General features: G+C 61.4%; 22 protein-coding genes. 17 read left to right on the top strand and 5 right to left on the bottom strand.

What is annotated here, in order from left to right:
• Positions 1–62 precede the first annotated feature (62 nt).
• The 4 genes from AC07SI_RS29150 (at position 63) to AC07SI_RS29135 (ending at position 2550) form a co-directional block, all read left to right on the top strand.
• Positions 63–812, top strand: a complete 750-nt coding sequence (locus AC07SI_RS29150; RefSeq protein ID WP_065907416.1) for a hypothetical protein — start codon at positions 63–65, stop codon at positions 810–812.
• 79 nt (positions 813–891) lie between these two features.
• Positions 892–1368, top strand: a complete 477-nt coding sequence (locus AC07SI_RS29145; RefSeq protein WP_065907414.1) for a GAF domain-containing protein — start codon at positions 892–894, stop codon at positions 1366–1368.
• 130 nt (positions 1369–1498) lie between these two features.
• Positions 1499–1768 (top strand): hypothetical protein, encoded by a 270-nt coding sequence (locus tag AC07SI_RS29140; protein WP_120448951.1) that lies wholly within the window; start codon positions 1499–1501, stop codon positions 1766–1768.
• A gap of 269 nt (positions 1769–2037) precedes the next feature.
• A complete protein-coding gene (locus tag AC07SI_RS29135; RefSeq protein WP_495007034.1) occupies positions 2038–2550 on the top strand; it encodes a hypothetical protein in 513 nt (170 codons plus the stop codon).
• Between the two features lie 54 nt (positions 2551–2604).
• Here AC07SI_RS29135 and AC07SI_RS29130 read toward each other — a convergent pair whose 3' ends face one another.
• Positions 2605–3231, bottom strand: a complete 627-nt coding sequence (locus tag AC07SI_RS29130; protein WP_106803462.1) for a helix-turn-helix domain-containing protein — start codon at positions 3229–3231, stop codon at positions 2605–2607.
• A gap of 5 nt (positions 3232–3236) precedes the next feature.
• Positions 3237–3395: a hypothetical protein gene (locus tag AC07SI_RS29125; protein ID WP_162946103.1), complete on the bottom strand. Its 159-nt coding sequence runs from the start codon at positions 3393–3395 to the stop codon at positions 3237–3239.
• Positions 3396–3644: 249 nt separating this feature from the next.
• On the opposite strand from AC07SI_RS29125, the gene AC07SI_RS29120 reads away from it, so the two are divergent.
• The 3 genes from AC07SI_RS29120 (at position 3645) to AC07SI_RS29110 (ending at position 7642) form a co-directional block, all read left to right on the top strand.
• Complete coding sequence (locus AC07SI_RS29120) at positions 3645–5762, top strand: TonB-dependent receptor family protein (protein WP_495007033.1); 2118 nt, start codon at positions 3645–3647, stop codon at positions 5760–5762.
• A 408-nt stretch (positions 5763–6170) separates the two neighbouring features.
• Complete coding sequence (locus AC07SI_RS29115) at positions 6171–6713, top strand: sigma-70 family RNA polymerase sigma factor (RefSeq protein WP_065907399.1); 543 nt, start codon at positions 6171–6173, stop codon at positions 6711–6713.
• Complete coding sequence (locus tag AC07SI_RS29110; RefSeq protein ID WP_213553215.1) at positions 6710–7642, top strand: FecR family protein; 933 nt, start codon at positions 6710–6712, stop codon at positions 7640–7642. Before AC07SI_RS29115 ends, AC07SI_RS29110 begins: the two co-directional genes overlap by 4 nt.
• Here the strand turns inward: AC07SI_RS29110 and AC07SI_RS29105 are convergent.
• Positions 7639–9456 carry a sigma-54-dependent Fis family transcriptional regulator gene (locus AC07SI_RS29105; RefSeq protein WP_065907394.1) on the bottom strand — a complete coding sequence of 606 codons (1818 nt, stop codon included), beginning with the start codon at positions 9454–9456 and terminating at the stop codon, positions 7639–7641. The two genes, AC07SI_RS29110 and AC07SI_RS29105, sit on opposite strands and share 4 nt — an antisense overlap.
• A gap of 353 nt (positions 9457–9809) precedes the next feature.
• Here AC07SI_RS29105 and AC07SI_RS29100 point away from each other — a divergent pair, with 353 nt between their 5' ends.
• From AC07SI_RS29100 to AC07SI_RS29075, 6 genes are all read left to right on the top strand, one after another.
• Positions 9810–10904: an ABC transporter ATP-binding protein gene (locus tag AC07SI_RS29100; protein ID WP_495007032.1), complete on the top strand. Its 1095-nt coding sequence runs from the start codon at positions 9810–9812 to the stop codon at positions 10902–10904.
• Positions 10904–12001: an ABC transporter ATP-binding protein gene (locus AC07SI_RS29095; RefSeq protein ID WP_495007031.1), complete on the top strand. Its 1098-nt coding sequence runs from the start codon at positions 10904–10906 to the stop codon at positions 11999–12001. Before AC07SI_RS29100 ends, AC07SI_RS29095 begins: the two co-directional genes overlap by 1 nt.
• The gene (locus AC07SI_RS29090) at positions 11998–12864 is read left to right on the top strand and encodes a carbohydrate ABC transporter permease (RefSeq protein ID WP_495007030.1); all 867 of its coding nucleotides are present in this window, start codon (positions 11998–12000) and stop codon (positions 12862–12864) included. The genes AC07SI_RS29095 and AC07SI_RS29090 overlap by 4 nt, the downstream gene beginning before the upstream one ends.
• Before the next feature lie 10 nt (positions 12865–12874).
• Entirely contained in the window at positions 12875–13675 is an 801-nt protein-coding gene (locus AC07SI_RS29085; protein ID WP_003232361.1) for a carbohydrate ABC transporter permease, read from the top strand.
• Positions 13676–13686: 11 nt separating this feature from the next.
• A complete protein-coding gene (locus AC07SI_RS29080) occupies positions 13687–13959 on the top strand; it encodes a DUF2160 domain-containing protein (protein WP_003232363.1) in 273 nt (90 codons plus the stop codon).
• Positions 13960–14042: 83 nt separating this feature from the next.
• Entirely contained in the window at positions 14043–15785 is a 1743-nt protein-coding gene (locus tag AC07SI_RS29075; RefSeq protein WP_065907385.1) for an ABC transporter substrate-binding protein, read from the top strand.
• A 666-nt stretch (positions 15786–16451) separates the two neighbouring features.
• Here the strand turns inward: AC07SI_RS29075 and potE are convergent.
• Positions 16452–17780 carry a putrescine-ornithine antiporter gene (gene potE, locus AC07SI_RS29070; protein WP_495007029.1) on the bottom strand — a complete coding sequence of 443 codons (1329 nt, stop codon included), beginning with the start codon at positions 17778–17780 and terminating at the stop codon, positions 16452–16454.
• Between the two features lie 341 nt (positions 17781–18121).
• Between potE and AC07SI_RS29065 the strand changes: the two genes are divergently transcribed.
• From AC07SI_RS29065 to AC07SI_RS29055, 3 genes are all read left to right on the top strand, one after another.
• Entirely contained in the window at positions 18122–19495 is a 1374-nt protein-coding gene (locus AC07SI_RS29065) for an iron-containing redox enzyme family protein (protein WP_495007028.1), read from the top strand.
• Positions 19496–19506: 11 nt separating this feature from the next.
• The gene (locus tag AC07SI_RS29060; RefSeq protein ID WP_065907377.1) at positions 19507–20451 is read left to right on the top strand and encodes a methyltransferase; all 945 of its coding nucleotides are present in this window, start codon (positions 19507–19509) and stop codon (positions 20449–20451) included.
• 90 nt (positions 20452–20541) lie between these two features.
• Entirely contained in the window at positions 20542–21786 is a 1245-nt protein-coding gene (locus AC07SI_RS29055; protein WP_495007027.1) for a zinc-dependent alcohol dehydrogenase, read from the top strand.
• 46 nt (positions 21787–21832) lie between these two features.
• On the opposite strand, the gene AC07SI_RS29050 is transcribed toward AC07SI_RS29055, so the two are convergent.
• A complete protein-coding gene (locus AC07SI_RS29050; protein ID WP_106803473.1) occupies positions 21833–22264 on the bottom strand; it encodes a hypothetical protein in 432 nt (143 codons plus the stop codon).
• A gap of 163 nt (positions 22265–22427) precedes the next feature.
• On the opposite strand from AC07SI_RS29050, the gene AC07SI_RS29045 reads away from it, so the two are divergent.
• Positions 22428–23441, top strand: a complete 1014-nt coding sequence (locus AC07SI_RS29045) for an ABC transporter substrate-binding protein (RefSeq protein ID WP_495007026.1) — start codon at positions 22428–22430, stop codon at positions 23439–23441.
• The last annotated feature ends 203 nt before the right edge of the window (positions 23442–23644 follow it).

Here is a 23644-nt window from a genome sequence, read left to right as displayed (position 1 = left end):
TCTATCTTTGTCGCAGCCCCGCCGATCCCCCGCGCGGGGCATGAGAACCAGATCGGGTGCCGATGGATCGCACGTTACTGTTATTCAAGATTCGATGGAGGCGCCAGCCACTGTGGCTGGCGGCGGTGTTAATGCTCTGTGTCGGCGGGTGTACGCAGCAGCAAGGGCAAGATATCGCCAAGCAGTTCAGCAATGGTAAACCCGATGAGTTTTTCCAGACGAGTGTCGATCGCATGGCCACCCTGGGCATGCGCGACAACTTGCAGAGCCTGTATTTGCTGATGAACAAGCTCTACCTGCGCAACCCTAACCAGTGGCGCCAGTCGGGTTACCCGGATGCAGTGAGCGCCGCGCGGGAAATACGCCAGGCCATTGAGCAGCGTCGCTCACTGCCGGCCCTTGGCGACCGCCGCGATTTGGCCGCGTTGAGTTATTCGCTGAGTCCGGAGTTCAAAGGCGACCGGGTCGGCGCCTTTATCTATGCCATCGGCAGCATGATTGTGACGGCCCACGGTGGCCGCACCGAGTTCTACATCACCGACTCGATCAACCCGCAGTTCGTCAGCAACGCCGCGCGCAATATCGAGAAGGCCACCTGGCTGCTCGGCAAGCGCCAGGATGCGAATGGCGTGCTGCTGCTGTTTTCCAACGAAATTTCGGAGGAGGGCAGCAACCTGAGCTTCGCCGTAGAGTTCGGCAAGATCGTCGCGCGCCTCGACCTGTTGACCCAGATGCTGGATGAACGCTACCGGCGCATTGGGCTCAATTACGCGCAGAGCCTGTTGCTGATGAATTTCCTGCCGGTGCAGTGATGCATTTCGTCGGCGTGGATTTAAGCCTCATCGCCAATGGCCGATGCAGGGGTGAGACCTGTCATGTGAGGAGCGTGTTATCAAACATCTAACCATTGAAGAGCTGGACGCGATCACAGAGATCGAAACCACTTCAAATATCTTGCGACTGACTTCGCGTTTGACCGGAATGCGCTTTTCAGCCATTTCCAAGATGACGGACACGCACTGGGTGGCGTGTGCGGTTCATGACGAGTTGCAGTTCGGGCTGGAGGCCGGCGACGAGTTGCTCGTGGAGGCCACGTTGTGTAACCAGTTACGCGCCAATCGCAAGTCGATCGTCATCGAGCATGCCAGTCGCGACCCGGTATTCTGGGAGCACCCGTTGCCCAAGGAGCATGGTTTCGAGAGCTATATCTCATTGCCCATCGTGTTCTCCGACGGCACTTTTTTTGGCACCTTGTGCGCGTTGGACGTGTTGCCCAGGCAGTTTGAAAACACCCAAATGCTCGAAATCCTGAGCATCTTTACGCGGCTCATCGGCACTACACTGGAATTGCAGCGCAGCAGAGCCTGAACCCATCAAGGTGGTTTGCTGGGTTATGTCTCTTTTATCTGTAGGAAAAGGCCTATCTTGCATCCCGCCGCTTGAATCACCCCTCAGTGCGCAATAGCCTCGGACTTTTCCGAAAAAATGAGGCCCTCCCTTGGGTAAGCGAAAAACGGTTTGGCCGACAGACCGCGAAATACGCCTGCGCTTTATGCTCTTTGCCGTGATCGATGCCGCGAGTGTCCAGGGTGTTCCAGCGGAGCTGTTACTGCCCGCGCACGCACTGCTGCAAGGTTCGCCAACCGAAGCGCAGCTGCTGGGTGCGCTGGTTGAAATCCTCGCCGCCGAAGAAATGTACGGGTTCAGGTTTGCGCCGGGATCAGAAGCGCAGGAATTGCTGGACTTACTGGCGCAGCCTAGCGATTGAACGCCGTCGTTAGACCGTTTATTTCCATAAGATTGGACGACATGCCTGGATCGAATATCCATGACGTCGAATTGGCGCGTGTCACGGACATCCACGACGTGATAACAACGAAATGCCCACCATCACAGCCGGCACAGCTGTCTTGATCGACTAAGCTTCCCTCCGAACATCCGATCCTGCTGCTCTGTCGCCGTCTTGCGCCGCTGCCTGGCGTCTCTAGAATCGGCCCCAGAACTTACTCATTTCCTGTCGATTACGGAGTTTCGAACATGATGAATGCAATGCAGATGCCGATGAACACTTCCATGCCAATGATGCCGATGATGGGCATGCCGATGATGATGGCCACCATGAAATGCGAAATGGCCGCTGACGCCATGATGTGCACCATGAAGCCGGCGGCGGGCATGGACATGGCTCAGTTCAAGACCAACGCCGAAATGATGGCGATGATGATGAACTGCGGCATGCCGATGATGATGCAGTGCGCCAACATGTCGATGATGTGCATGTCCGCCGAAACCATGGCGATGATGTCGGGCATGAATATGCCGATGAACATGCCGATGATGTCCATGGGCATGATGATGCCGATGATGAAGTGCGTGATGGAATGCACCGTGCAGGCTGACGGCATGATGTGCAAAATGATGCCGATGCCAGGCATGAGCATGGACATGATGAAAAACTGCTGCATGCTCATGAATAAAATGATGAACGACTGCGCCATGCCGATGATGATGAGCTGCAACGGTATGCCGATGATGTGCTGCACCTGCTGACAGGTAGCGCAATAAAAAACGCCCCGATGATTCGGGGCGTTTTTTTTGCCGGGATTAATCCAGGCGTTCGGGGTAGGTGATCACCAGGAACGCCACGGCTTCGCTGTCCGCCGGGTTGCGGTAGCGGTGGGGCTGGTCGGCATAGAACAGGATCGAGTCGCCGGTGGAGAGTAGGTAGCGCTCATCGTTGACACTGACCTCCAGCACACCTTGCGCCACGACCAGGTTCTCCTGGATGCCGGGGCCGTGGCCTTCGGAGACTTCCTCGCCAAGCGCACGCAGGCGAATCTCGTAGAACTCCGACTGGCGCGCCGTATCGTAGGGAAACAACGCGCGGCTGGTAAACGCGCCGTCGGCACTCACCAGGCGTTTGCTCTGGTGTGCCGGCAGCACCTCGACGCCTTCGAACGCGCGGTCCTCCAGGAACGCCGCGACCGACACCTTCAAGCCCTTGGCGATCTTGCACAGCACCTTGATCGACGGCACGCTGCGCCCGGATTCAATCTGCGCCAGCATCGCCCGGCTGACCCCGCACACACGCGCCAGGCCATCCAGTGACAGATGGCGCTTGCTGCGCAGGCGTTGCAGGTTGTGCGCGACGCACAAGCTGATCACGTCGTCGTCAACAGTGGGTTTGGGCAGGGGTTCGGGTGGTTCGGGGAGCACGTGCAGGAAATTCATCGGCCTTACGCCCGGCGAGTATCGCTGGACGGCGTCACCTGTGCGGTAAACACCGCCAGCCCGGCACGCGCCGCGTACATCGCCCACATCAGCTCAGCCGCGGCACGCGCCTGGCGGCGTTTGCGGTGAAGCGTGAAGTCGATGACGGTGGCGGATGTTTGCATGGGGGCAGTCTCGTGCGGCGTGGTTGGTTCAGTGGCTCCACAGTAATGCCTGCCGGTTATTTCTTTAAATACTGAGTTTGCATGTGGTAATTCGATTTTGGACTTAACCCATAAATTGGGTCCGACACTGTTGTGGGAAGCGTCTGGTCCGTTAATAAGGCGTGACCTGGCGGGCGCGCGTGCCTTCCCAACACTGTTCGCGTGCCAGGTCCAGCCTGCCACGCCCCCGAATTCCAAGGATCTGCCTCGATGCTGCTGCGCCAACCCCCGCTCTTTTTTGCCGCCCTGACCTTAAGTTCGCTGGTGCAAGCCGAAGACCTGCAACTGGCCCCGGTCGAAGTCACCAGCAGCGAGGCGAGTGCTGGTGAAGTCGCCCAGGCACAACTCAAGAGCGTGCCCGGCGGCACCAATTTCATTGACATGAACAGCGTGCAGCAGGGGCGGGTGAGCACCAACGAAGATGTGTTCAAGTACCAGGCTGGGGTGTACGCCAAGGCGGCAAATAATGAAGGGGTGAAGCTGTCGATTCGCGGTTCCGGCCTCAATCGCAGCCCGGGTTCGCATGCCTCGGGGCTGTATGAAATGTTCGATGGCTTGCCGCTGACCGGCCCCGGCGGGACCCCCTATGAGCTCAAGGACCCCTTGTGGCAAAGCCGCGTCGAGGTGCTGCGCGGTGCCAATGGCTTTGACCAGGGGGCATTGGCGCTGGGCGGCGCGGTCAATTATGTGACCCGCACCGGCTACGATGCGCCCAAGCTGCAGCTGCGCTATGAGGCCGGCAGCCGTGGCTACGCCCAGCGCGAGATCAGCTCCGGGCAAGTGCTGGGGGATGCCGACTACTACATCAGCCTCACCGACTCCGAGTCCGACGGCTACCAACGCCAGAGCGCTGCCTCGGGCAAGGGCGTGGCGGCCAACTTCGGCTACCGCTTCAACCCGGACCTGGAAACCCGTTTCTATTTCCGCTACCGCGAAACCACCAACGACACCCCCGGCAAACTTACCCGTGCGCAGATCAGCCACGACCCGCGTGCGGCCAACAGCCTTAACGCCGCCCGCGACTCCAAGCGCCTGCAACCGGGCTCGACCTGGATCGCCAACAAGACCACCCTGCACTTGGACGACAGCTCCCGCGTCGAAGTCGGACTGGCCTACCACGACTATCCGATGGACCTGCGTGAAGGCACCAACCGCCTGAAGGTTGCCTACACCGACATCAGCAGCACCCTGAATTACATCCGCCAGGACACGCTGTTCGGCCACGACAGCACCACCACGGTCGGCCTGCGCACCACGCAGGCGATGCCCAACAACGGCGCGTCGGAATATGTACGCACGCCCGCCGGCAATACGGCCACCTACGCACCCGGAACCAAGACCCGCGACTACAGCTACCTGGGCTCCGACACCGTGCTGCATATAGGTAACGACCTGGAGCTGGTCCCGGACCTGTGGCTGACCACAGGCCTTGCGGCGATCTACACCCGCCGCGAAACCCAGGTGACCTACCCCGAAGGCCAGGCGCCGCTGAGCCAGCATGACTGGGACTACGCCCCGCGCATCGGCCTGCGTTATGACTTCACCCCGCAATTGCAGGTGTACGGCAACCTGAGCCGTTCGGTCGAGCCGCCGCACGCCTGGTCGATGATCTGGGGTTCCAACAAATACTTCGGCCCAGGCAGCGGCCCGGCTACTGGCCTGCAGCGTGAAGGCGTCAGCCTGAAAAACCAGACCGCGACCACCTTGGAAGTCGGCAGTCGGGGCGAGGCGTTGATCGGCCAGTGGGACCTCGCGCTGTACCGTTCAGAAGTGCGCCACGAGCTGCTCAGTGTGGAAACCCAGGCCCAGACCTCTTCCAGCAATGCCATCATTGCCGAATCCAACGCCAGCCCCACCGTGCACCAGGGCGTGGAACTGAGCCTGCTCAGCCCGTTATGGGAAGGCGGCCGCAGCGGCCAGGTGGCTCTGCGCCAGGCCTACACCTTCAGTGACTTCCACTACCGCGACGACGACCGTTTCGGCGACAACACCTTGCCGGGCATTCCCAAGCACTACTACCAGGCCCAACTGCGCTACAGCCACCCGACCGGTTTCTACACCAGCCTCAACACCGAGTATTCCTCGCGTGTGGCGGTGGACTACGCCAACTCGTACTACGCCGCGTCCTACACGACCCTGGGGGCGACCTTCGGCTACGACGCGCCCAAGCAGGACTGGCAAGCCTGGGTCGACCTGCGCAACCTCACCAACCGGCGCTACGCCAACACCGTCACCCCTGGCTACGACGACAAAGGCCTGGACACGGCCCGCTCGACCCCGGCAGACGGTCGCGGCATCTACACCGGCGTCTCATGGAGCTGGCGTTAACCCGCCGCGACCGCCCCGCCGTGGTGAGCTTGTGGTGATGAATGGGCTTGATGTGGCTGCCAGGCTTGTGGTGGAGGTTGGGCTTGTTGTGGAAGTCGAGCTTGTTGTGATGACCGAGCTCATTGTGATGACGGGCTTGGCTTGTTGTTGCTGCCAGGCTTGTTGTGGCGAGCGGGCTTGCCCCGCGTTGGGTGGCGAAGCCGCCCCATTAAGACTCAACGCAATAAACCTGACACTCATCGCCAGCAGTGACAGGGGCCGCTTCGCCACCCAACACGGGGCAAGCCCGCTCACCACAAGGAGGCGAAACTTTCCCTGGTGCATCGGGCGGGCGCTCTTGCTCCTACACCGATTTACTGGCATTGTTTGCGCAATTGGTAACTCTTCCCATTTGAGATCTTTTTGCGCATGCATGACATTCCGGCCGCGCTGGGCGATTCAGAGCGTCAGCAGACCCTTACGGCGATGTACAGCGAGCACCACGGCTGGTTGCACGGTTGGCTGCGCAAAAAACTCGGCTGCTCCCAGTATGCTGCCGACCTGGCCCACGACGCGTTTATCCGCGTGTTGATGCTTGCCGAACCGCAGAATATCAAGGAACCACGGGCGTTCCTGGCCACCACGGCAGGGCGGTTATTGATCGACGGCGCGCGGCGTCGGCGCATCGAAAAAGCCTACATGGAAGCCCTGGTAATCCAATGCGAAGACGCCGGCATGCCCGACCCGGCCGCCATCCATGTAGCACTGCAAGCGCTGGAGCGCATCGCCGAAATGCTCGCCGGCCTGCCGGCCAAGGCGCGCGAAGCCTTTCTGTTGAGCCGCCTCGACGGCCTGACCTACAGCGAAATCGCCACGCGCCTGGAGGTGTCCTCCAGCACCGTCAAAAACTACATCTCCAGCGCCCTGGTGCACTGCTACCACAGCCTGCATGCGGCAGATCCGCTGGCATGAACTCCGAACAGATCATTCAACAAGCGGCGAATTGGCTGACACGCCTGCACGACGAAGACGTCAGCGACGCCGAGCGCCAGGCATTCAACACCTGGTGCCAGGCCGATCCACGCCATGCGGTGGCTATCGAACGCATGCGCGTCCTGTGGGGCAGCCTCGATGCTGTGCCTGCGCAACCGGCACGCGTGGCACTCAACCGGGCCTTCGCCCCGCGGCGTCCGCGGGCTACTCAGGTGGTGGGGCTGCTTGGCGTCTTACTGTGCGGCTGGCTGGGCCTGGAACACCTGCCGGTATGGATGGCCGACCAGCGCACCGGCGTCGGCGAGCGTCGCCAGATCGCCCTTGAAGACGGCAGCCAGCTGCAGCTCAACAGCAATTCGGCAGTCGACGTGAAATTCGACGGCCACCAGCGCGTCATCGAGTTGTTACAAGGCGAACTGTGGGTCGAGGTCGCCAAGGACGCGCAACGGCCCTTCGTGGTGCGCACCGACCAAGGCACCGCGACCGCCCTGGGCACGCGTTACCTGGTCAAGCGTGCGCCGGACGGCACCACTGTGGTGACCGTGATCGAGTCCACCGTCGCGGTCAAAGGCCAGACCAGTGAAGGGGTCAGCGTCACCGCCGGCCAGCGCTCGGTCCTCGACCATGGCCGCGCCCAACCGCCACAAGCCGTCGGCAACACCGACGCGGACGCCTGGACCCGTGGCCTGCTCAAAGTCAACGACCAGCCGCTGAGCGAGGTGCTGCAAACCCTGGCCAGTTACCGTCACGGCCTGGTGCGCTACGACCCGCAGGCCCTGCAGAACCTGCGCGTGTCCGGCGTATTCAAGCTGGACGACACCGCTGCGGCGCTCTCGGCCCTGGCCGACAACCTGCCGATTCAGGTGGAGTACTTCACCGACCTGCTGGTGGTGGTCAAGCCGCGCTAGCCTTCGTGCTGGCGCAGGCGCTTGTACAAGGTGTTGCGGCTCACCCCCAGCTCCCGCGCCAGGTGGGAAATATTCCCGCCGGCCGCTTTCAGGCGCTGGGCCAGGTCGATGCTGTCATCCAGGTACTCGCTGGTGGGCGGCGGCGCTGCGACATTCAGGTCGACAAAGAAATCATCCGGCAGGTGCTCCGGGCGAATCGGCTGCTCCTCAGCCATCGCCAACGCCACCTGCAACACACTGCTCACCTGGCGCAAATTGCCCGGCCAGGGGTGCTGCTCGAACAGGGCCAGCACCTCGGCACTGAGGCCGGCCCATTGGGTCGGCTCGCGATGTTGCTGCCACAGTTGCTGGAACAGCGCGCGCTTGTCGCTGCGTTCGCGCAGCGGCGGTAGCTCAAGGGTCAGGCCGCCAATGCGGTAGTACAAATCCTCGCGAAAACGCCCGGCCTGCACCTGCTCGCGCAGCGCCCGGTTGGTGGCCGAGATGATGCGCAGATCCACCGGGAACAGCTCACTGCTGCCCACCGGCTGCACGCAGCGCTCCTGCAACACCCGCAGCAGGCGTGCCTGGGTGGGCAGCGGCATGTCGCCGATTTCATCCAGAAACAGTGTGCCCTTGTCGGCCTTGCGGATCAGGCCAATGCTGCCTTTTTGATTGGCGCCGGTAAACGCGCCTTTTTCGTAGCCGAACAGTTCCGATTCCACCAGCTCGGCAGGAATTGCCGCACAGTTCACCGCGATAAATGCCTGCTGACTGCGGGAACTCGCCTGGTGCAGGGCCTTGACGAAAACTTCCTTGCCCACGCCGGTTTCGCCGTGGATCAGCAGCGGGATGTCCTTCTCCAGCAAGCGTTCGGCTTGGCGCACGGCCTTTTCCACGCGCGCATCACCAAAGTGCAGGGTGTTCAGGCCAATCGCCGCCGGCTTTGGCGGCGTGGGTTGGCTGAACACCCGCGCCTGCACCGGCATTTGCTTGGGCCGTTTCAACAGGCACTGGAATCGGTTGCGTCCAGCCGCCTGCAGCGAAAACGGCAGGCCCTCGGGCTGATTGAGCAACTCCAGCAGCGAGACCTTGAACAAACTGTCGATCATCACCCGTGACAGACTGATGCCCAGCAGGTTGTCGGCGCGACGGTTGGCCGACAGCACCTGGCCGCTTTCATCGAAGATCAGCAGGCCGGCCCATTGGCTGTCGAGGTTGCTCAGGCCGGTGTTGAAGGTCAGTTGAAAATGCTCGCCGCGAAACAGGTTGAGGATCAGCCGGTTTTCCACGGTCTGGCTCATCATCTTGACCATGCCCAGGGTGTGGGAGGGCGGCAGGTAGCTGTCGCTGGACACATCCAGCACCGCGATGATCTCGCGCTGCGCGTCGAAGATCGGCGCGGCCGAGCCGGTCATGAAGCGGTTGGCCTTGAGAAAGTGTTCGTCATGTTCGATATGCACCGCCTGCGCACAGGCCAGCGCAGTGCCGATGGCATTGGTGCCACTGGAGCGCTCCATCCAACTGGCGCCAGCGCTGAACCCCCGGGCCAGCTTGGGCTCGATAAAACGCTGGGTGCCCCAACTGGTCAGCACCTGGCCCTGGTTGTCGGCCAGCATGATCAGGCAGTTGGAGTTGCTGAGGATGTTTTCGTAGTAGGGCAGCACCTCCTGATGGGTGGTCTGCACCAGGGAATGCTGGCTTTCGAGCAATTGGCTGATGCCCTCGGCAGGCAGCTGATCGAAGCTGGGCGTGCTCTGATGGTCCAGCCCAAACGCGCGGCAGCGGCGCCAGGATTCCTGGATAAGGGTGTCGTGAGCCAGTGGTTCGGCCATGGGGTGACCTGCATTTTTATTGTTATGGGGTGTTGCACAATCCAACCATTGAAACCGGATCGAAATGCGGGAGCGGGCTTGCTCGCGAATGGGGTGTGTCAGTCCCTGGAAATGTTGACTGATTTACCGCATTCGCGAGCAAGCCCGCTCCCACATTTGTCCTGTGTTGGTGGTGAGAGTGTTGTTCAGAACTGTTCATTGTCAACCCCGTGACTGTTCAGTTGTTCACCTGGAGTGTTCAAACACGAACATCGGGTTTTCCCATTTCCTTACACATCAAGCCCTTGCGGTTTTGGCACGAAACTCGCTCTGACAACTGGCCAGATTCATTCCAATAATAAAAAGGTCGTGTCATGTCATTGACCCTGGAAAATGTCTCCCGCGTCGTCGAAGGCCAAACCTGGATCGACGAGGCCAGCCTGCGTTTCGAAGCCGGCTCCTTCAACGTATTGCTCGGCCGCACACTCTCCGGCAAGACCAGCCTGATGCGCCTGATGGCCGGCCTGGACAAACCCGACAGCGGCCGCATCCTGATGAACGGCGTGGACGTCACGCAAAAGCCAGTGCGACTGCGCAATGTGTCGATGGTCTACCAGCAATTCATCAACTACCCGACCATGACGGTGTTCGAAAACATTGCCTCGCCGTTGCGCCAGGCCGGTGTCTCCAACGAGCTGATCCAGAGCAAGGTGCTGGAAACCGCGAGGATGCTGCGCATCGAGAAATTCCTCCAGCGGCACCCGCTGGAGCTGTCCGGGGGCCAGCAGCAACGCACGGCCATGGCCCGCGCGCTGGTCAAGGATGCCGAACTGATCCTGTTCGATGAGCCGCTGGTCAACCTGGACTACAAGCTGCGTGAAGAGCTGCGTCAGGAAATGCGCGAGCTGTTCAAGGCGCGGCATACCATCGCCATCTACGCCACCACCGAGCCCAACGAGGCCCTGGCCCTGGGCGGCACCACCACGATTCTTCATGAAGGCCGGGTGATCCAGAGCGGCAAGGCCGCCGAGGTCTACCACCAGCCGCAGTCCGTGCTGGCCGCCGAGCTGTTTTCCGAACCGCCGATCAACCTGATGCCGGGGCGCATCAGCGGCAATGAAGTGAGTTTCGCCAACTTTGTGCACTTCCCGCTGAACGTCGACCTGCGCCCGATTGGCGAAGGCGAATTCCGCTTCGGCGTGCGCCCCAGCCATATCAGCCTGGTGCCGAGCAACGACGATGACCTGGAGCTGGCAGTGACCGTGGAAGTCGCCGAAATCAGCGGCTCGGAAACCTTCCTGCATGTGCGCAGCGAGCACTTCCTGCTGGTGCTGCACCTGCCGGGCGTGCACGAGTACGACGTCGACGCGCCGATCCGCGTGTATATCCCCACCCATAAACTGTTTGTGTTCGATGCCCAGGGCCGTCTGGTCCAGGCTCCCGGACGCCGTGTCGCGAGGGTTGCCTGATGGCCGAGATCCATTTGCAGAACCTGGCGCACAGCTACAGCCCTACACCGACAGGGCCTGAAGACTACGCGATCCGGGAAATGAACCACGTATGGGAGCAGGGCGGTGCCTACGCCTTGCTCGGGCCCTCGGGCTGCGGCAAGTCGACCCTGCTCAATATCATCTCCGGGCTGCTCAGCCCGTCCGAGGGCCAGGTGCTGTTCGATCACAAGGTGGTCAACGAGCTGACGCCTGAACGGCGCAACATCGCCCAGGTGTTCCAGTTCCCGGTGGTGTACGACACCATGACGGTGTTCGACAACCTGGCCTTTCCTCTGCGAAACCAGGGCATGGCCGAGGCGAAGATTCACAGCAAGGTGCAGGAAATTGCTGAGGTGCTCGACCTGCAAAACCTGCTGACCAAGAAAGCCCGCAACCTCACCGCCGATGAAAAACAGAAAGTTTCCATGGGCCGTGGGCTGGTGCGCGACGATGTGTCGGCGATCCTGTTCGATGAGCCGCTGACGGTGATCGACCCGCACCTCAAATGGAAGCTGCGGCGCAAGCTCAAGCAGATCCATGAGCAGTTCAACATCACCATGGTCTACGTCACCCACGACCAGTTGGAGGCCTCGACCTTCGCCGACAAGATCGCAGTGATGTACGGCGGGCAGATCGTGCAGTTCGGCACGCCGCGTGAGCTGTTCGAGCGGCCGAGCCACACCTTTGTCGGCTATTTCATCGGCAGCCCTGGGATGAATCTGATCGAGGTGCAGGCCGAACCCGGCGGGGTGCGCTTTGCCGGTACTCATCTGCCCCTGTCCGCGGCACTGACCCAGCGCATTGCCGATACGGACTACAAGAAACTGCAGGTAGGCATCCGCCCGGAATTTATCCACGTGTGGGACGAGTACAACCCTGACGCCTTGCAGGCCGCTGTCACACACGTCGAGGACCTCGGCACCTACAAGATCATGACCCTTACGCTGGACGGTGCGCCACTGAAAGTGCGTCTGGCCGAAGACAAACCGGTGCCTGAAGGCACGGCGTCCATCAGTTTCCCGGCGCAATGGCTGATGGTCTACGCCGACGATTACCTGCTGGAGGTGCTGCCATGAACAAGGTGCAGAACAACAAGGCCTGGTGGCTGGTATTGCCGGTGTTCCTGCTGGTGGCGTTCAGTGCGGTGATCCCGATGATGACCGTGGTCAACTACTCGGTGCAGGACATTTTCGACCAGTCCAGCCGCTATTTCGTCGGCGCCGACTGGTACAAGCAGGTGCTGCTCGACCCGCGCCTGCATGACTCATTGCTGCGCCAGTTCATCTACTCGGCGTGCGTGCTGCTGATCGAAATCCCACTGGGCATCGCCATCGCCCTGACCATGCCGACCAAGGGGCGCTGGTCGTCGCTGGTGTTGATCATCCTCGCCATTCCGCTGCTGATCCCCTGGAACGTGGTCGGCACCATCTGGCAGATTTTCGGCCGCGCCGATATCGGCCTGCTCGGCTCGACCCTCAACGCCATGGGCATCAGCTACAACTACGCGGCCAACACCATGGACGCCTGGGTCACCGTGCTGGTGATGGACGTGTGGCACTGGACCTCGCTGGTGGCGCTGCTGTGCTACTCGGGCCTGCGCGCGATTCCGGATGTGTACTACCAGGCGGCGCGGATTGATCGGGCCTCGGCCTGGGCGGTGTTCCGACATATCCAGTTGCCGAAGATGAAAAGCGTGCTGCTGATCGCGGTGATGCTGCGCTTCATGGACAGTTTCATGATCTATACCGAGCCTTTCGTGTTGACGGGCGGCGGACCGGGTAACGCGACTACCTTCCTTAGTCAGACGCTGACCCAGATAGCTGTAGGTCAATTCGATCTGGGCCCGGCGGCCGCGTTTTCCCTGGTGTATTTCCTGATCATCCTGTTGGTGTCCTGGCTGTTCTACACCGCCATGACCCACTCCGACGCCAACCGCTGAGGCCGCCAACATGAGCAAGAGAAAGCTGATTCCGCTGCTGATCTACATCCTGTTCCTGCTGGTGCCGATCTACTGGCTGCTGAACATGTCCTTCAAGAGCAACACCGAAATCCTCGGCGGCCTGACGCTGTTTCCGCAGGATTTCACCCTGGCCAACTACAAGGTGATCTTCACCGATCCCAGCTGGTACACCGGCTACCTCAACTCGCTGTACTACGTGAGCCTGAACACGGTGATTTCGTTGAGTGTGGCGCTGCCGGCGGCGTATGCGTTTTCGCGCTACCGCTTCCTCGGCGACAAGCACCTGTTCTTCTGGTTGCTGACAAACCGCATGGCGCCGCCGGCGGTGTTTCTGCTGCCGTTTTTCCAGCTGTATTCGTCCATCGGCCTGTTCGACACGCACATCGCCGTGGCCCTGGCGCATTGCCTGTTCAACGTGCCGTTGGCGGTGTGGATCCTGGAAGGCTTCATGTCCGGCGTGCCCAAGGAAATTGACGAAACTGCCTACATCGATGGCTACAGCTTTCCTAAGTTCTTCGTGAAGATTTTTATCCCCTTGATCGGCTCCGGCATCGGCGTGACGGCGTTTTTCTGCTTCATGTTTTCCTGGGTCGAGTTGCTGCTGGCGCGCACCCTGACTTCGGTCAACGCCAAGCCCATCGCGGCGGTGATGACGCGCACGGTCTCGGCGTCGGGCATCGATTGGGGCGTGCTGGCAGCGGCGGGGGTGTTGACCATCCTGCCGGGCATGCTGGTGATCTGGTTTGTTCGCAACCACGTGGCCAAGGGCTTTGCCCTGGGCCGGGTCTAGAGGAATCGATGATGGAATGGATGGCCTGGACCACCCCCACCGCGCTGTTCTTTGGTGGTATCGCCCTGATTTTGGCGGGCATGACCACCTGGGAGCTGCGTTCGCCGAGCATCCCCCGGCGCGGTTTTCTGCCGATCAGCACCACCCGTGGTGATCGCTTGTTTATCGGTCTTCTCGGCAGCGCCTACCTGCATTTGCTGGTCATCGGCGTTACCGACTGGAGCATCTGGGTGGCGTCCGCGCTGTCCCTGGTATGGCTGTTGAGTGTGATGCGTTGGGGCTAGTACTCGCTCTGCAGGCGCCGGCAAGCCGGCGCCTGCAGGGATTGTGTTCGCAGGTCCCGTTTGAAACTAACCAGGAGGTCTCTATGTTCGATAAAAACAATAAGCTGCGACATAGCATTTCATTGGCCGCCGTATTGGCCCTCAGCGGTTTGAGCGCCACGGCCTGGGCCGATGCGTACGAAGATGCGGCGAAAAAATGGATCGGCAGCGAATTCAAACCGTCCACCCTCACGGCCGACCAACAGCTCGAGGAGCTCAAGTGGTTTATCAAGGCCGCCGAACCGTTCCGTGGGATGAAGATCAATGTGGTGTCGGAAACCCTTACCACCCACGAGTACGAGTCCAAGGTGCTGGCCAAGGCCTTCACGGAAATCACCGGGATCAAGCTGACCCACGACCTGCTGCAGGAAGGCGACGTGGTCGAGAAGCTGCAGACGCAGATGCAGTCCGACAAGAATATCTATGACGGCTGGGTCAACGATTCCGACTTGATCGGTACGCACTTTCGCTATGGCAAGACCGAATCGATCACCGACCTGATGGCCAACGAAGGCAAGGATTTCACCTCGCCGACCCTGGATATCAAGGACTTTATCGGCATCTCGTTCACCACCGCGCCGGACGGCAAGATCTACCAGCTGCCCGACCAGCAGTTCGCCAACCTCTACTGGTTCCGCGCCGACTGGTTCGAGCGCCCGGAGCTGAAAGCCAAGTTCAAGGAAAAATACGGTTACGACCTCGGCGTGCCGGTGAACTGGTCGGCCTATGAAGACATCGCCAAGTTCTTCAGCGAAGACGTCAAGGAAATCGACGGCAAGCGCATCTACGGGCACATGGACTACGGCAAGAAAGACCCATCCCTGGGCTGGCGCTTCACCGATGCCTGGTTCTCCATGGCCGGCGGCGGCGACAAAGGCCTGCCCAACGGCTTGCCGGTGGACGAGTGGGGCATTCGCGTGGAGGACTGCCATCCGGTGGGCTCCAGCGTGACCCGTGGCGGCGACACCAACGGCCCGGCGGCGGTATTCGCCACGCAGAAATACGTGGACTGGATGAAAGCCTACGCACCACCGGAAGCGGCGGGCATGACCTTCTCGGAATCCGGGCCGGTGCCGTCGCAAGGCAATATCGCCCAGCAGATTTTCTGGTACACCGCGTTTACCGCCGACATGGTCAAGCCGGGCCTACCGGTAGTGAATGCCGACGGTACGCCGAAGTGGCGCATGGCGCCGTCGCCGGTCGGGCCTTATTGGGAAAAGGGCATGAAGAAGGGCTATCAGGACGTGGGTTCCTGGACGTTCCTCAAGTCGACCCCGGAGAAACAGAAACTCGCGGCCTGGCTGTATGCGCAGTTCGTGACCTCGAAGACCGTCTCGCTGAAGAAAACCATCGTTGGCCTGACACCGATTCGTGAGTCCGATATCAATTCCCAGGCCATGACCGACATGGCGCCCAAACTCGGCGGCCTGGTGGAGTTCTACCGCAGCCCGGCCCGCGTGGAGTGGTCGCCGACCGGCACCAACGTGCCGGACTATCCGCGCCTGGCACAACTGTGGTGGAGCAACATCGCCGCCGCCGCCAGCGGCGAGAAAACCCCGCAACAGGCCCTCGACAACCTGGCCAAGGAGCAGGACGCGATCATGACGCGCCTGGAACGCTCCAAGGTGCAACCGGTGTGCGGTCCGAAGATGAACCCCGAGCGTGACGCGCAATACTGGTTCGACCAACCGGGCGCGCCGAAACCAAAACTCGCCAACGAGAAACCCAAGGGCGAAACCGTGGCCTACGGCGATCTGCTCAAGCAGTGGGAGGCAGCGCGTAAATAAACGCGCCAGTTAGCGGATGTAGGAGCGGGCTTGCTTGCGGTAGCGGTGTGTCAGTCGCTGAATTGGGTGACTGATCCACCGCCTTCGCGAGCAAGCCCGCTCCCACATTTGGGGTGTGTTCCAAGGTTGGAGTCGGGTTGTACCGTCTGCTCAAATGCCGTTGCAGCACCTCGACCTCCAGTCCGAACACCAATCAAAACTGTGGGAGCGGGCTTGCTCGCGAAAGCGGTGTGCCAATCGCTGAGGAGGGTGACTGACCCACCGCCTTCGCGAGCAAGCCCGCTCCCACATTTGGCGTGTATTCCAAGGCTGGGATGGGGTTGTACCGTCGTCGAAACTATTGTCGAAACGCCTCTAATCTCAAGCCCAAACACCGACCAAAACTGTGGGAGCGGGCTTGCTTGCGATAGCGGTGTGTCAGTCGCTGAATTGGGTGACTGATCCACCGCCTTCGCGGGCAGGCCCGCTCCCACATTTGGCGTGTGTTCTAAGGCTGGAATCGGGTTGTACCGTCGTCGAAACTGTTGTCGAAACGCCTCTAATCTCAAGCTCAAACACCAATCAAAACTGTGGGAGCGGGCTTGCCCGCGAAAGCGGCTTTCCAGTCGCTGAAAAGGTTGGCTGACCCACCGCCTTCGCAAGCAAGCCCGCTCCCACAGTTGACCTTTATGTACCAGGAGCCCAGACCTGTTCCTCGACAAAGCGCCTGGCCAGGAATCCATACAGCAAATACCCGAATGCCAGCACCAGCATCGCGCCAAATACGGCCTCTTCGCCGCAGGCATAAATCGCGTACAGCGAGTACCCCACGGCCACCAGCACCACCAGCGTATTACGCGCCTGCACCGCTGCAGTGGCGCGTGCCTTGTGCATCATTACCAGCAAGCCGGTGAGGGCGGTCACGTAGGGCACCAGGTTGGTCACCACTGCCAGGTTCACCAGTTTGCTGAATTGCGCGCTGGCTGTTGGCGAGATGGTCGACAGGGCAATCAGGCTCTGCAGCGTCGCACACGCGAGCAGCCCGAGTACCGGCGCATTCGCCGCGCTGACCCGGCTGAAAAAGGCCGGAAACAGACGCTGGTCCGCCGACATCTTGGCCGTCTGCGCCAGGGTGAACTGCCAGCCCAGCAATGAACCGATGCACGCCACCACCGCCAGCGCCATGATCACTTCACCCACCCAGGGCGTGAACATCTGCGCATACACCAAGGCAAACGGCGCCGAAGACTCGGCCAACTGCGCATTCGGCACGATGCCCTGGATCACCGCCGTCGACAGCACGTACACCAACGCCGCGCCCAGGGTGCCGAGCAGGCAGGCCAGCGGCACGGTGCGCTGGGGCTCTTCCACCGCGTCATAGCCTTGCGCCGCCGACTCCATGCCGAGAAATGCCCACAGCGTCAGCGGAATACTCGCACCGATGGCGTCCCACAGTTCCAGCTGATTGGGGTTCCAGGCCGCCACAAACACCTCGGCATTGAAGTAGAACCAGCCGACCACACACAGCCCCACCACGGGAATGATCACGCCCCACACCGTCACCACCCCGATGCGCCCGGTCAGGCGCGGGCCGCCGAAGTTGGCCACGGTGGTCAGCCAGATCAGCGCCAGACTGCCGATGAACAACGGCAGCGGCCCGCTGCCCAGCCACGGCACAAATGACGACAGATAACCCACGGCTGAAATGGCAATCGCCACATTGGCGATGATCAGCGACAGAAAATACAGAAACGAGCACAGGAAAAATCCCGACTTGCCGTGGGCCTCTTCGGTATACGCCGACATCCCGCCGGTGCGCGTACAGAACAGTCCGCACTGGGCAAAGCCATACGCGATGGCCATCGAGCCCACTGCCGTGATCACCCACGACAACAACGAAATCGCGCCCAGCTGCGCCATGCTCGCCGGCAACATGATGATGCCCGAGCCCATCATATTGATCGTGACCAGCGTGGTCAGGCCCAACAGGCTCATCTTTTTGCTTGGCTCGGGCATGGTCGTTCCTTGGATTGGCGGGGGAACACTGCCCCAGTGGTGAGGGGCACCTTGTGTAGAGGCAACTTACTGCGTTGCGTGGGCTTTGTGTATCAAGTGAGCTTTTTTTGTGCGGAGTAACGTTTTTCCAGTACCCATTGGCTCGCCGGAGCACCCATCCACGCCTCGGCGGGTGTACGGGCTGGGCCATCTGTAACCGCCGATCCGCCCCTTCTTAACCTCGATTGAATTTTCCGCACACCCTGATGCTCTGCACTGTTAGAAGCGTGTGGTTTTCAGCGCTCTTGTGGGGCTTCCTTGTTGGGAGGCCTGTTGCATCGGACTTTGCGGACACTGCCATCATGACGCTTTTTACAGCGCTGTCGGGCCAACCGGCCTCCCTTACCCAGCCGGGCCAGTGCCAGCGGGTGTATCAACAGCTGCATGGCGAAACTGCGGGTGCAGAAGAGGTCGCGCAGGCATTTATTCGCACGCAATTGGCACAGTTGCGCGATGTGCCCGGCGAGTTGCCCGAGGCGCCCGAGCAATTGCCCGCGTGGGTCGAGCAGCGCTGCGCCGAGGTGGCCCAGGCCTATGCCGATTACCTGGAGCAACGCCAGCAAGGCCAGTCACGCCGCTATTTCCAGAACAAGGCCCATGCGCTGTACTTCCTGCAGCGCGTGGCGCCGACCAAACACGTCGACGGCGCCTGGCTCAACGGCCTGCTGCGCTATTGGCAGGACCCGCGTTTCGACGGCCTGCTCACCACCTACCTTGAAGAGTTGGGCGACGGTGAGGCGGCGCAGAATCATGTGCTGATCTACCGCAAATTGCTCAGCGAACACGATGCCGACAGCGACGCCGGCCTGGAAGACAGCCATTACCTGCAAGGCGCGCTGCAACTGGCGCTGGGGCTGTGTGCCGAGGAATTCCTGCCGGAGATCATCGGCTACAACCTGGGCTATGAGCAGTTGCCCTTGCACCTGTTGATCACCGCGTACGAGCTGAGCGAGCTGGGCATCGACCCGTATTACTTCACCCTGCACGTGACCATCGACAATGCCAGCAGCGGCCACGCGTGCAAGGCCGCGCAGTCGGTGCTGAATTTATTGCCGCTGGGCGAGGGCAGGGCGGACTTCTATCGCCGGGTGGCCGACGGGTACCGGCTCAACGACCTCGGCCTGGGCACCACCGCGGTGATCAGCCGGTTCAATCTGCAGGACGAAGTGGTGGCGATGCTCGAACGCAAGCGCACGTTCGGCCAGCACATGCATTCGGACTACTGCCGCTTCGAGGGCCAGACCGTCAATCAGTGGCTGGCCCAGCCGGGGCAGATAGGCGCCTTTCTCCAGGCCCTGGAAGACAAGGGCTGGATCAAGCGCAACCAGGACCCGGCCGACAGTCGTTTCTGGCAATTGATCGAAGGCGCCGGCGCGGCGATGTTCGGCGTGTTCAGCGGCTACGAAAAACAGCTGCTGCATGACTGGATCGCCGGTGAGTGGATCAGCAGCCAACGCGTGCCGCCGGTACGGCCAGGGCGCGGTAGCCGCTTCTCGCGCGAGCAGCACCGCCCGGCGGATCCGGACACCCAGGCGCTGGTGGATTCGCTGTGGAACCTGTCCGACGAGCAGCAGCTCCAGGCATTGATTCCCTGGCTGTCGGCGCGGCGCCATTGCACGCCCGCCGGTTTGTACGCCACCCGACGTTTTATCCAATTGCGCGCGCGCCTGCGCTGAGGTCCTTGCCCATGTCTGCACAACAACTCGCCGACCGCGCCTTGCTCAACCTGGGCCGGGGGTTGAAGGAGCACGGCTACCGGTTCATCACGCCGACGCCGTTGACCCATGAGCGGGTCTATCAACGCCTGCCCACGCCACTGGCGGTCGACCTGCGTGATGTCTTTGGCTGGTCGATGCCGTTTGACAATCAGCTGTTGCCCGAAGCATTCCGGGAAGAGTTGCAGCAGGCCGATGTGATCGAGAAGCACGACGCGCTATGGCGCAGCGCGGTGCGTTGGTCGAGCCTGGATGATCTGCTGCTGGCCCACTCGGCGTACCCCACCACACAGTCGGATGCGGTGTTTTTCGGACCGGACAGCTACCGCTTCGCGCACCTGCTCGAAGCCCATCTGCAACAGCGCGGCGAGCCGATCACCCGCGCCGTGGACATCGGCTGCGGCGCCGGTGTTGGCGCGCTGGTGGTCGCCCGCGCGCGGCCCGACGCCGAGGTGCTGGCAGTGGACATCAACCCGCGTGCCTTGCGCCTCACGGCGGTGAACGCGGAGCTGGCGGGACTGGCCAACGTCAGTGCCTACCACAGCGATGTGCTGGGCAGTGTCGAGGGCGAATTCGACCTGATCGTCGCCAATCCGCCCTATATGAACGACGACCGTCAGCGCGCCTATCGGCATGGCGGCGGCGCGCTGGGTGAGCAACTGTCGGTGCGTATCGCCAGCGAATCACTCGGGCGCCTGGCCCTTGGCGGCAGCCTGGTGCTTTACACCGGCGTGGCGATCGTCGCCGGTGAAGACCCGTTTCTGGCGGCGGTCAAGCCGCTGCTTGCCAGCGACGCTTTCGGTTGGACCTACCGCGAACTCGATCCCGATGTGTTCGGCGAAGAGCTGGGCAAACCCGGGTATGAGCGCGTGGAGCGAATTGCCGTGGTCGCGCTCACCGTCACCCGTTTGCGCTGACCACTCATCAGGTATGGACGCACGCTGAAGGAACGCTCGCCGGCTCAACCGCCCTTATCTATAACCCCTTCAATGGCAGGAGTGCAGAGCATGCGAGCGATGACTTTCCAGGGCACCCACAAGGTGCAGGTGGACACGGTTCCCGATCCGATCATTGAGCAACCGGACGACATCATTTTGCGCGTCACCGCCACGGCCATCTGTGGTTCGGACCTGCACCTGTACCGGGGCAAGATCCCCACGGTGGAGCACGGGGATATCTTCGGGCACGAGTTCATGGGCATCGTCGAGGAAACCGGGCCGGCGGTGACGGCCGTGCAGCGCGGCGACCGTGTGGTGATCCCGTTCGTGATTGCCTGTGGTGACTGCTTCTTCTGCCAGCTCCAGCAGTTCGCCGCCTGCGAAACCACTAACGACGGGCGCGGCGCGATCCTGAATAAAAAGGCGATCCCGCCGGGCGCGGCGCTGTTTGGCTATAGCCGTTTGTACGGCGGCATTCCCGGTGGCCAGGCCGAGCTGGTACGGGTGCCCAAGGCCAATACCGGGCCGTTCAAGGTGCCTGGCACCCTCGCGGATGAGAAGGTGTTGTTCCTTTCCGACATCCTGCCCACCGCATGGCAGGCGGTGACCAATGCCGGCATCGGCGAGGGCTCAAGCGTGGCGATCTATGGCGCCGGCCCGGTGGGACTGCTCAGCGCCGCGTGCGCACAGATGCTTGGGGCCGCGCAGATCTTCATGGTCGACGATCACCCGTATCGCCTGGCCTATGCACAGAAAACGTATGGCGTGATCCCGATCAACTTCGAGGAAGACGATGACCCTGCCGACACCATCATCCGCCAGACTGCCGGTATGCGCGGCGTCGATGGCGTGGTCGATGCGGTCGGCTTCGAGGCCAAGGGCAGCACCACCGAAACCATCCTCACCACCCTCAAGCTCGAAGGCAGCAGCGGCAAGGCCCTGCGCCAGTGCATCGCCGCCGTGCGCCGGGGTGGCACGGTCAGCGTGGCCGGGGTGTATGCCGGGTTTATCCATGGCTTCATGTTCGGCGACGCGTTTGACAAGGGCCTGACTTTCAAGATGGGCCAGACGCATGTGCAGCGGTTCCTGCCGGAGCTGCTGGGGCACATCGAACTGGGGCACTTGAACCCGGAGGCGATCGTCACCCATCGCCTGTCGCTGGAGCAGGCGGCGCGTGGCTATGAGCTGTTCGACAAGGCCGAGGAGGATTGCCGCAAGGTGATCCTGCTGCCGGGGATCGACGAGCGGCCACTGGTCGAGCCGCTGGAAGAACTCACGCCGGAGATTCGCGTGCAGGGCGTCCCCGGGTTCTAGGCGATCCCTTGCAGGAGCCGGCAAGCCGGCTCCTGCAGGGAGTTGATCAGGCAGCAGCTTGTGGCTGCAGGCGCAACTCGCCGTCGACATCCTTGACCAAGCCGCTGGCCAGGAACAGCGGTGCCAAGCGCTTGTGCAACTGCGGTTCGACGAATTCCTTTACCGTGTCCAGCGCCAGCGCACCACTGAGCGGCAGCTCGGCCTTGGTGTACGACAGCCAGGCTTTCTTGAGCATCTGCAACACATCACTGCCGGCCGTCGAAGCGAAGCGGCGGTGGCTCGGTTTACCGTCGAAAGCGAACGAGTGCTGGAACTCATAGCCCGTCTCGTCACCGCCACTGGCCGTGCAGCGCACGCAGGTGCAGGGGCCGTCGCCGAACGCGCTGCGCAGGTAGGCGTTGAAGTCCACCACGGGTTTGAGTGACAGGCGCTTATCCACCTCGAACAGGTCCCCGGTCATTTTTTCGTCAGTGTTCAACGTCCATTTCCTCGCAGTCTGCGGCAGTTTTACAAAGCGCGGCACAATACCAGCCGCACGCCAATTTGGGGATTATTTGCATAACAATAGACCCCAATATTCTTTTGCTGTCTTAAAAACCGCCGCTACGCTCCAGCACCTTCCCGAAACGCGGCAGACCCCCATGACTTTCAAGCGTTCCTCCCAGACCCTCCTGGCGGCATCCCTCGCCGCCGCCACGGCCTTGCTCAGCCCCGGTGCGCAGGCCGAAGGCACCATCAGCATCGCCCAGCAATTCGGCATCGGCTACCTGATCCTCGACGTGGTGCGCGATCAGCACCTGATCGAAAAACACGGCAGGGAGCAGGGCCTGGATATCAAGGTGGAATGGAACAGCATATCCGGTGCCACCGCCATGAACGAATCGCTGCTGGCCGGTGCCCTGGATGTGGTCTCGGCCGGTGTGCCGCCGATGCTTACGCTGTGGGACCGCACCAAGGGCAAGCAGAACGTCAAGGCCATCGCCTCCCTCGGCTCGATGCCCAATTACCTGCTGACCAACAACCCCAACGTGAAGACCCTCAAGGACTTCACCGAGAAAGACCGCATCGCCGTGCCCGCTGCCGGCGTGGGCTTCCAGTCGCGTACCCTGCAGATCGAAACCGCCAAGCAGTTCGGCGACGCCAACTACAAGAAGTTTGATGACATCTCCATCAGCCTGGCCCACCCCGACGCCACGGCGGCGCTGATTGCCGGCGGTTCGGAGATCAACTCGCACTTCTCCAGCCCGCCGTTCCAGTACCAGGAGCTGTTGAATCCCAACGTGCACAAGGTGCTCAGTTCCTACGACATCCTCGGCGGCCAGGCCACGTTCAACGTGCTGTACACCACGCAGAAATTCCACGACGAAAACCCCAAGACCTACAAGGCGTTCTATGACGCACTGGCCGAGGCCGAGAAAATCATCAAGGCCGACAAACCGGCTGCTGCCAAGGCGTATATCCGCGTAGAGCAGTCGAAGTTGCCGCTGGACCTGGTCGAGAAAATCGTCCAGGACCCGGAAATCGACTTCACCATCGTGCCGCAGCGCACCTATATCTACGCCGAGAAATTGCAGGAACTCGGAGTGCTGAAAAACAAGGCGGCGAGCTGGAAGGACTACTTCTTCGAAGAAGCCCATGGCGGCAACGGCAGCTGACCCGCCAAGACCCTGATGTCGAACACCGCCAAATGTGGGAGCTTTAGCGAGGCCGCGAAAGCGGTGTGTCAGGCACAGCAGGGCTATCAGTACCGCCGCCTTCGCAGCCTCGCTAAAGCTCGACATCTCCCACAGTTGACCGGTGTTGTAGCTGAAATTTCAACCACATAGCAAACCCGGCTCCTGCTCAAATCCCAGCCACA

This window comes from Pseudomonas sp. GW821-FHT05D12 (assembly GCF_059419825.1).
This window is presented reverse-complemented; position numbering and strand designations above follow the sequence as displayed.

What these genes read in the sequence shown, in the direction of transcription:
- AC07SI_RS29095 (WP_495007031.1), top strand. Translation starts at nt 10,904, where the DNA reads ATGGCCGAGATCCATTTGCAGAACCTGGCGCACAGCTACAGCCCTACA.
- potE (WP_495007029.1), bottom strand. Translation starts at nt 17,780, where the DNA reads ATGCCCGAGCCAAGCAAAAAGATGAGCCTGTTGGGCCTGACCACGCTG.
- AC07SI_RS29090 (WP_495007030.1), top strand. Translation starts at nt 11,998, where the DNA reads ATGAACAAGGTGCAGAACAACAAGGCCTGGTGGCTGGTATTGCCGGTG.
- AC07SI_RS29080 (WP_003232363.1), top strand. Translation starts at nt 13,687, where the DNA reads ATGGAATGGATGGCCTGGACCACCCCCACCGCGCTGTTCTTTGGTGGT.
- AC07SI_RS29125 (WP_162946103.1), bottom strand. Translation starts at nt 3,395, where the DNA reads ATGCAAACATCCGCCACCGTCATCGACTTCACGCTTCACCGCAAACGC.
- AC07SI_RS29115 (WP_065907399.1), top strand. Translation starts at nt 6,171, where the DNA reads ATGCATGACATTCCGGCCGCGCTGGGCGATTCAGAGCGTCAGCAGACC.
- AC07SI_RS29135 (WP_495007034.1), top strand. Translation starts at nt 2,038, where the DNA reads ATGATGAATGCAATGCAGATGCCGATGAACACTTCCATGCCAATGATG.
- AC07SI_RS29060 (WP_065907377.1), top strand. Translation starts at nt 19,507, where the DNA reads ATGTCTGCACAACAACTCGCCGACCGCGCCTTGCTCAACCTGGGCCGG.
- AC07SI_RS29085 (WP_003232361.1), top strand. Translation starts at nt 12,875, where the DNA reads ATGAGCAAGAGAAAGCTGATTCCGCTGCTGATCTACATCCTGTTCCTG.
- AC07SI_RS29075 (WP_065907385.1), top strand. Translation starts at nt 14,043, where the DNA reads ATGTTCGATAAAAACAATAAGCTGCGACATAGCATTTCATTGGCCGCC.
- AC07SI_RS29120 (WP_495007033.1), top strand. Translation starts at nt 3,645, where the DNA reads ATGCTGCTGCGCCAACCCCCGCTCTTTTTTGCCGCCCTGACCTTAAGT.
- AC07SI_RS29105 (WP_065907394.1), bottom strand. Translation starts at nt 9,456, where the DNA reads ATGGCCGAACCACTGGCTCACGACACCCTTATCCAGGAATCCTGGCGC.
- AC07SI_RS29130 (WP_106803462.1), bottom strand. Translation starts at nt 3,231, where the DNA reads ATGAATTTCCTGCACGTGCTCCCCGAACCACCCGAACCCCTGCCCAAA.
- AC07SI_RS29065 (WP_495007028.1), top strand. Translation starts at nt 18,122, where the DNA reads ATGACGCTTTTTACAGCGCTGTCGGGCCAACCGGCCTCCCTTACCCAG.
- AC07SI_RS29110 (WP_213553215.1), top strand. Translation starts at nt 6,710, where the DNA reads ATGAACTCCGAACAGATCATTCAACAAGCGGCGAATTGGCTGACACGC.
- AC07SI_RS29100 (WP_495007032.1), top strand. Translation starts at nt 9,810, where the DNA reads ATGTCATTGACCCTGGAAAATGTCTCCCGCGTCGTCGAAGGCCAAACC.
- AC07SI_RS29055 (WP_495007027.1), top strand. Translation starts at nt 20,542, where the DNA reads ATGCGAGCGATGACTTTCCAGGGCACCCACAAGGTGCAGGTGGACACG.
- AC07SI_RS29045 (WP_495007026.1), top strand. Translation starts at nt 22,428, where the DNA reads ATGACTTTCAAGCGTTCCTCCCAGACCCTCCTGGCGGCATCCCTCGCC.
- AC07SI_RS29150 (WP_065907416.1), top strand. Translation starts at nt 63, where the DNA reads ATGGATCGCACGTTACTGTTATTCAAGATTCGATGGAGGCGCCAGCCA.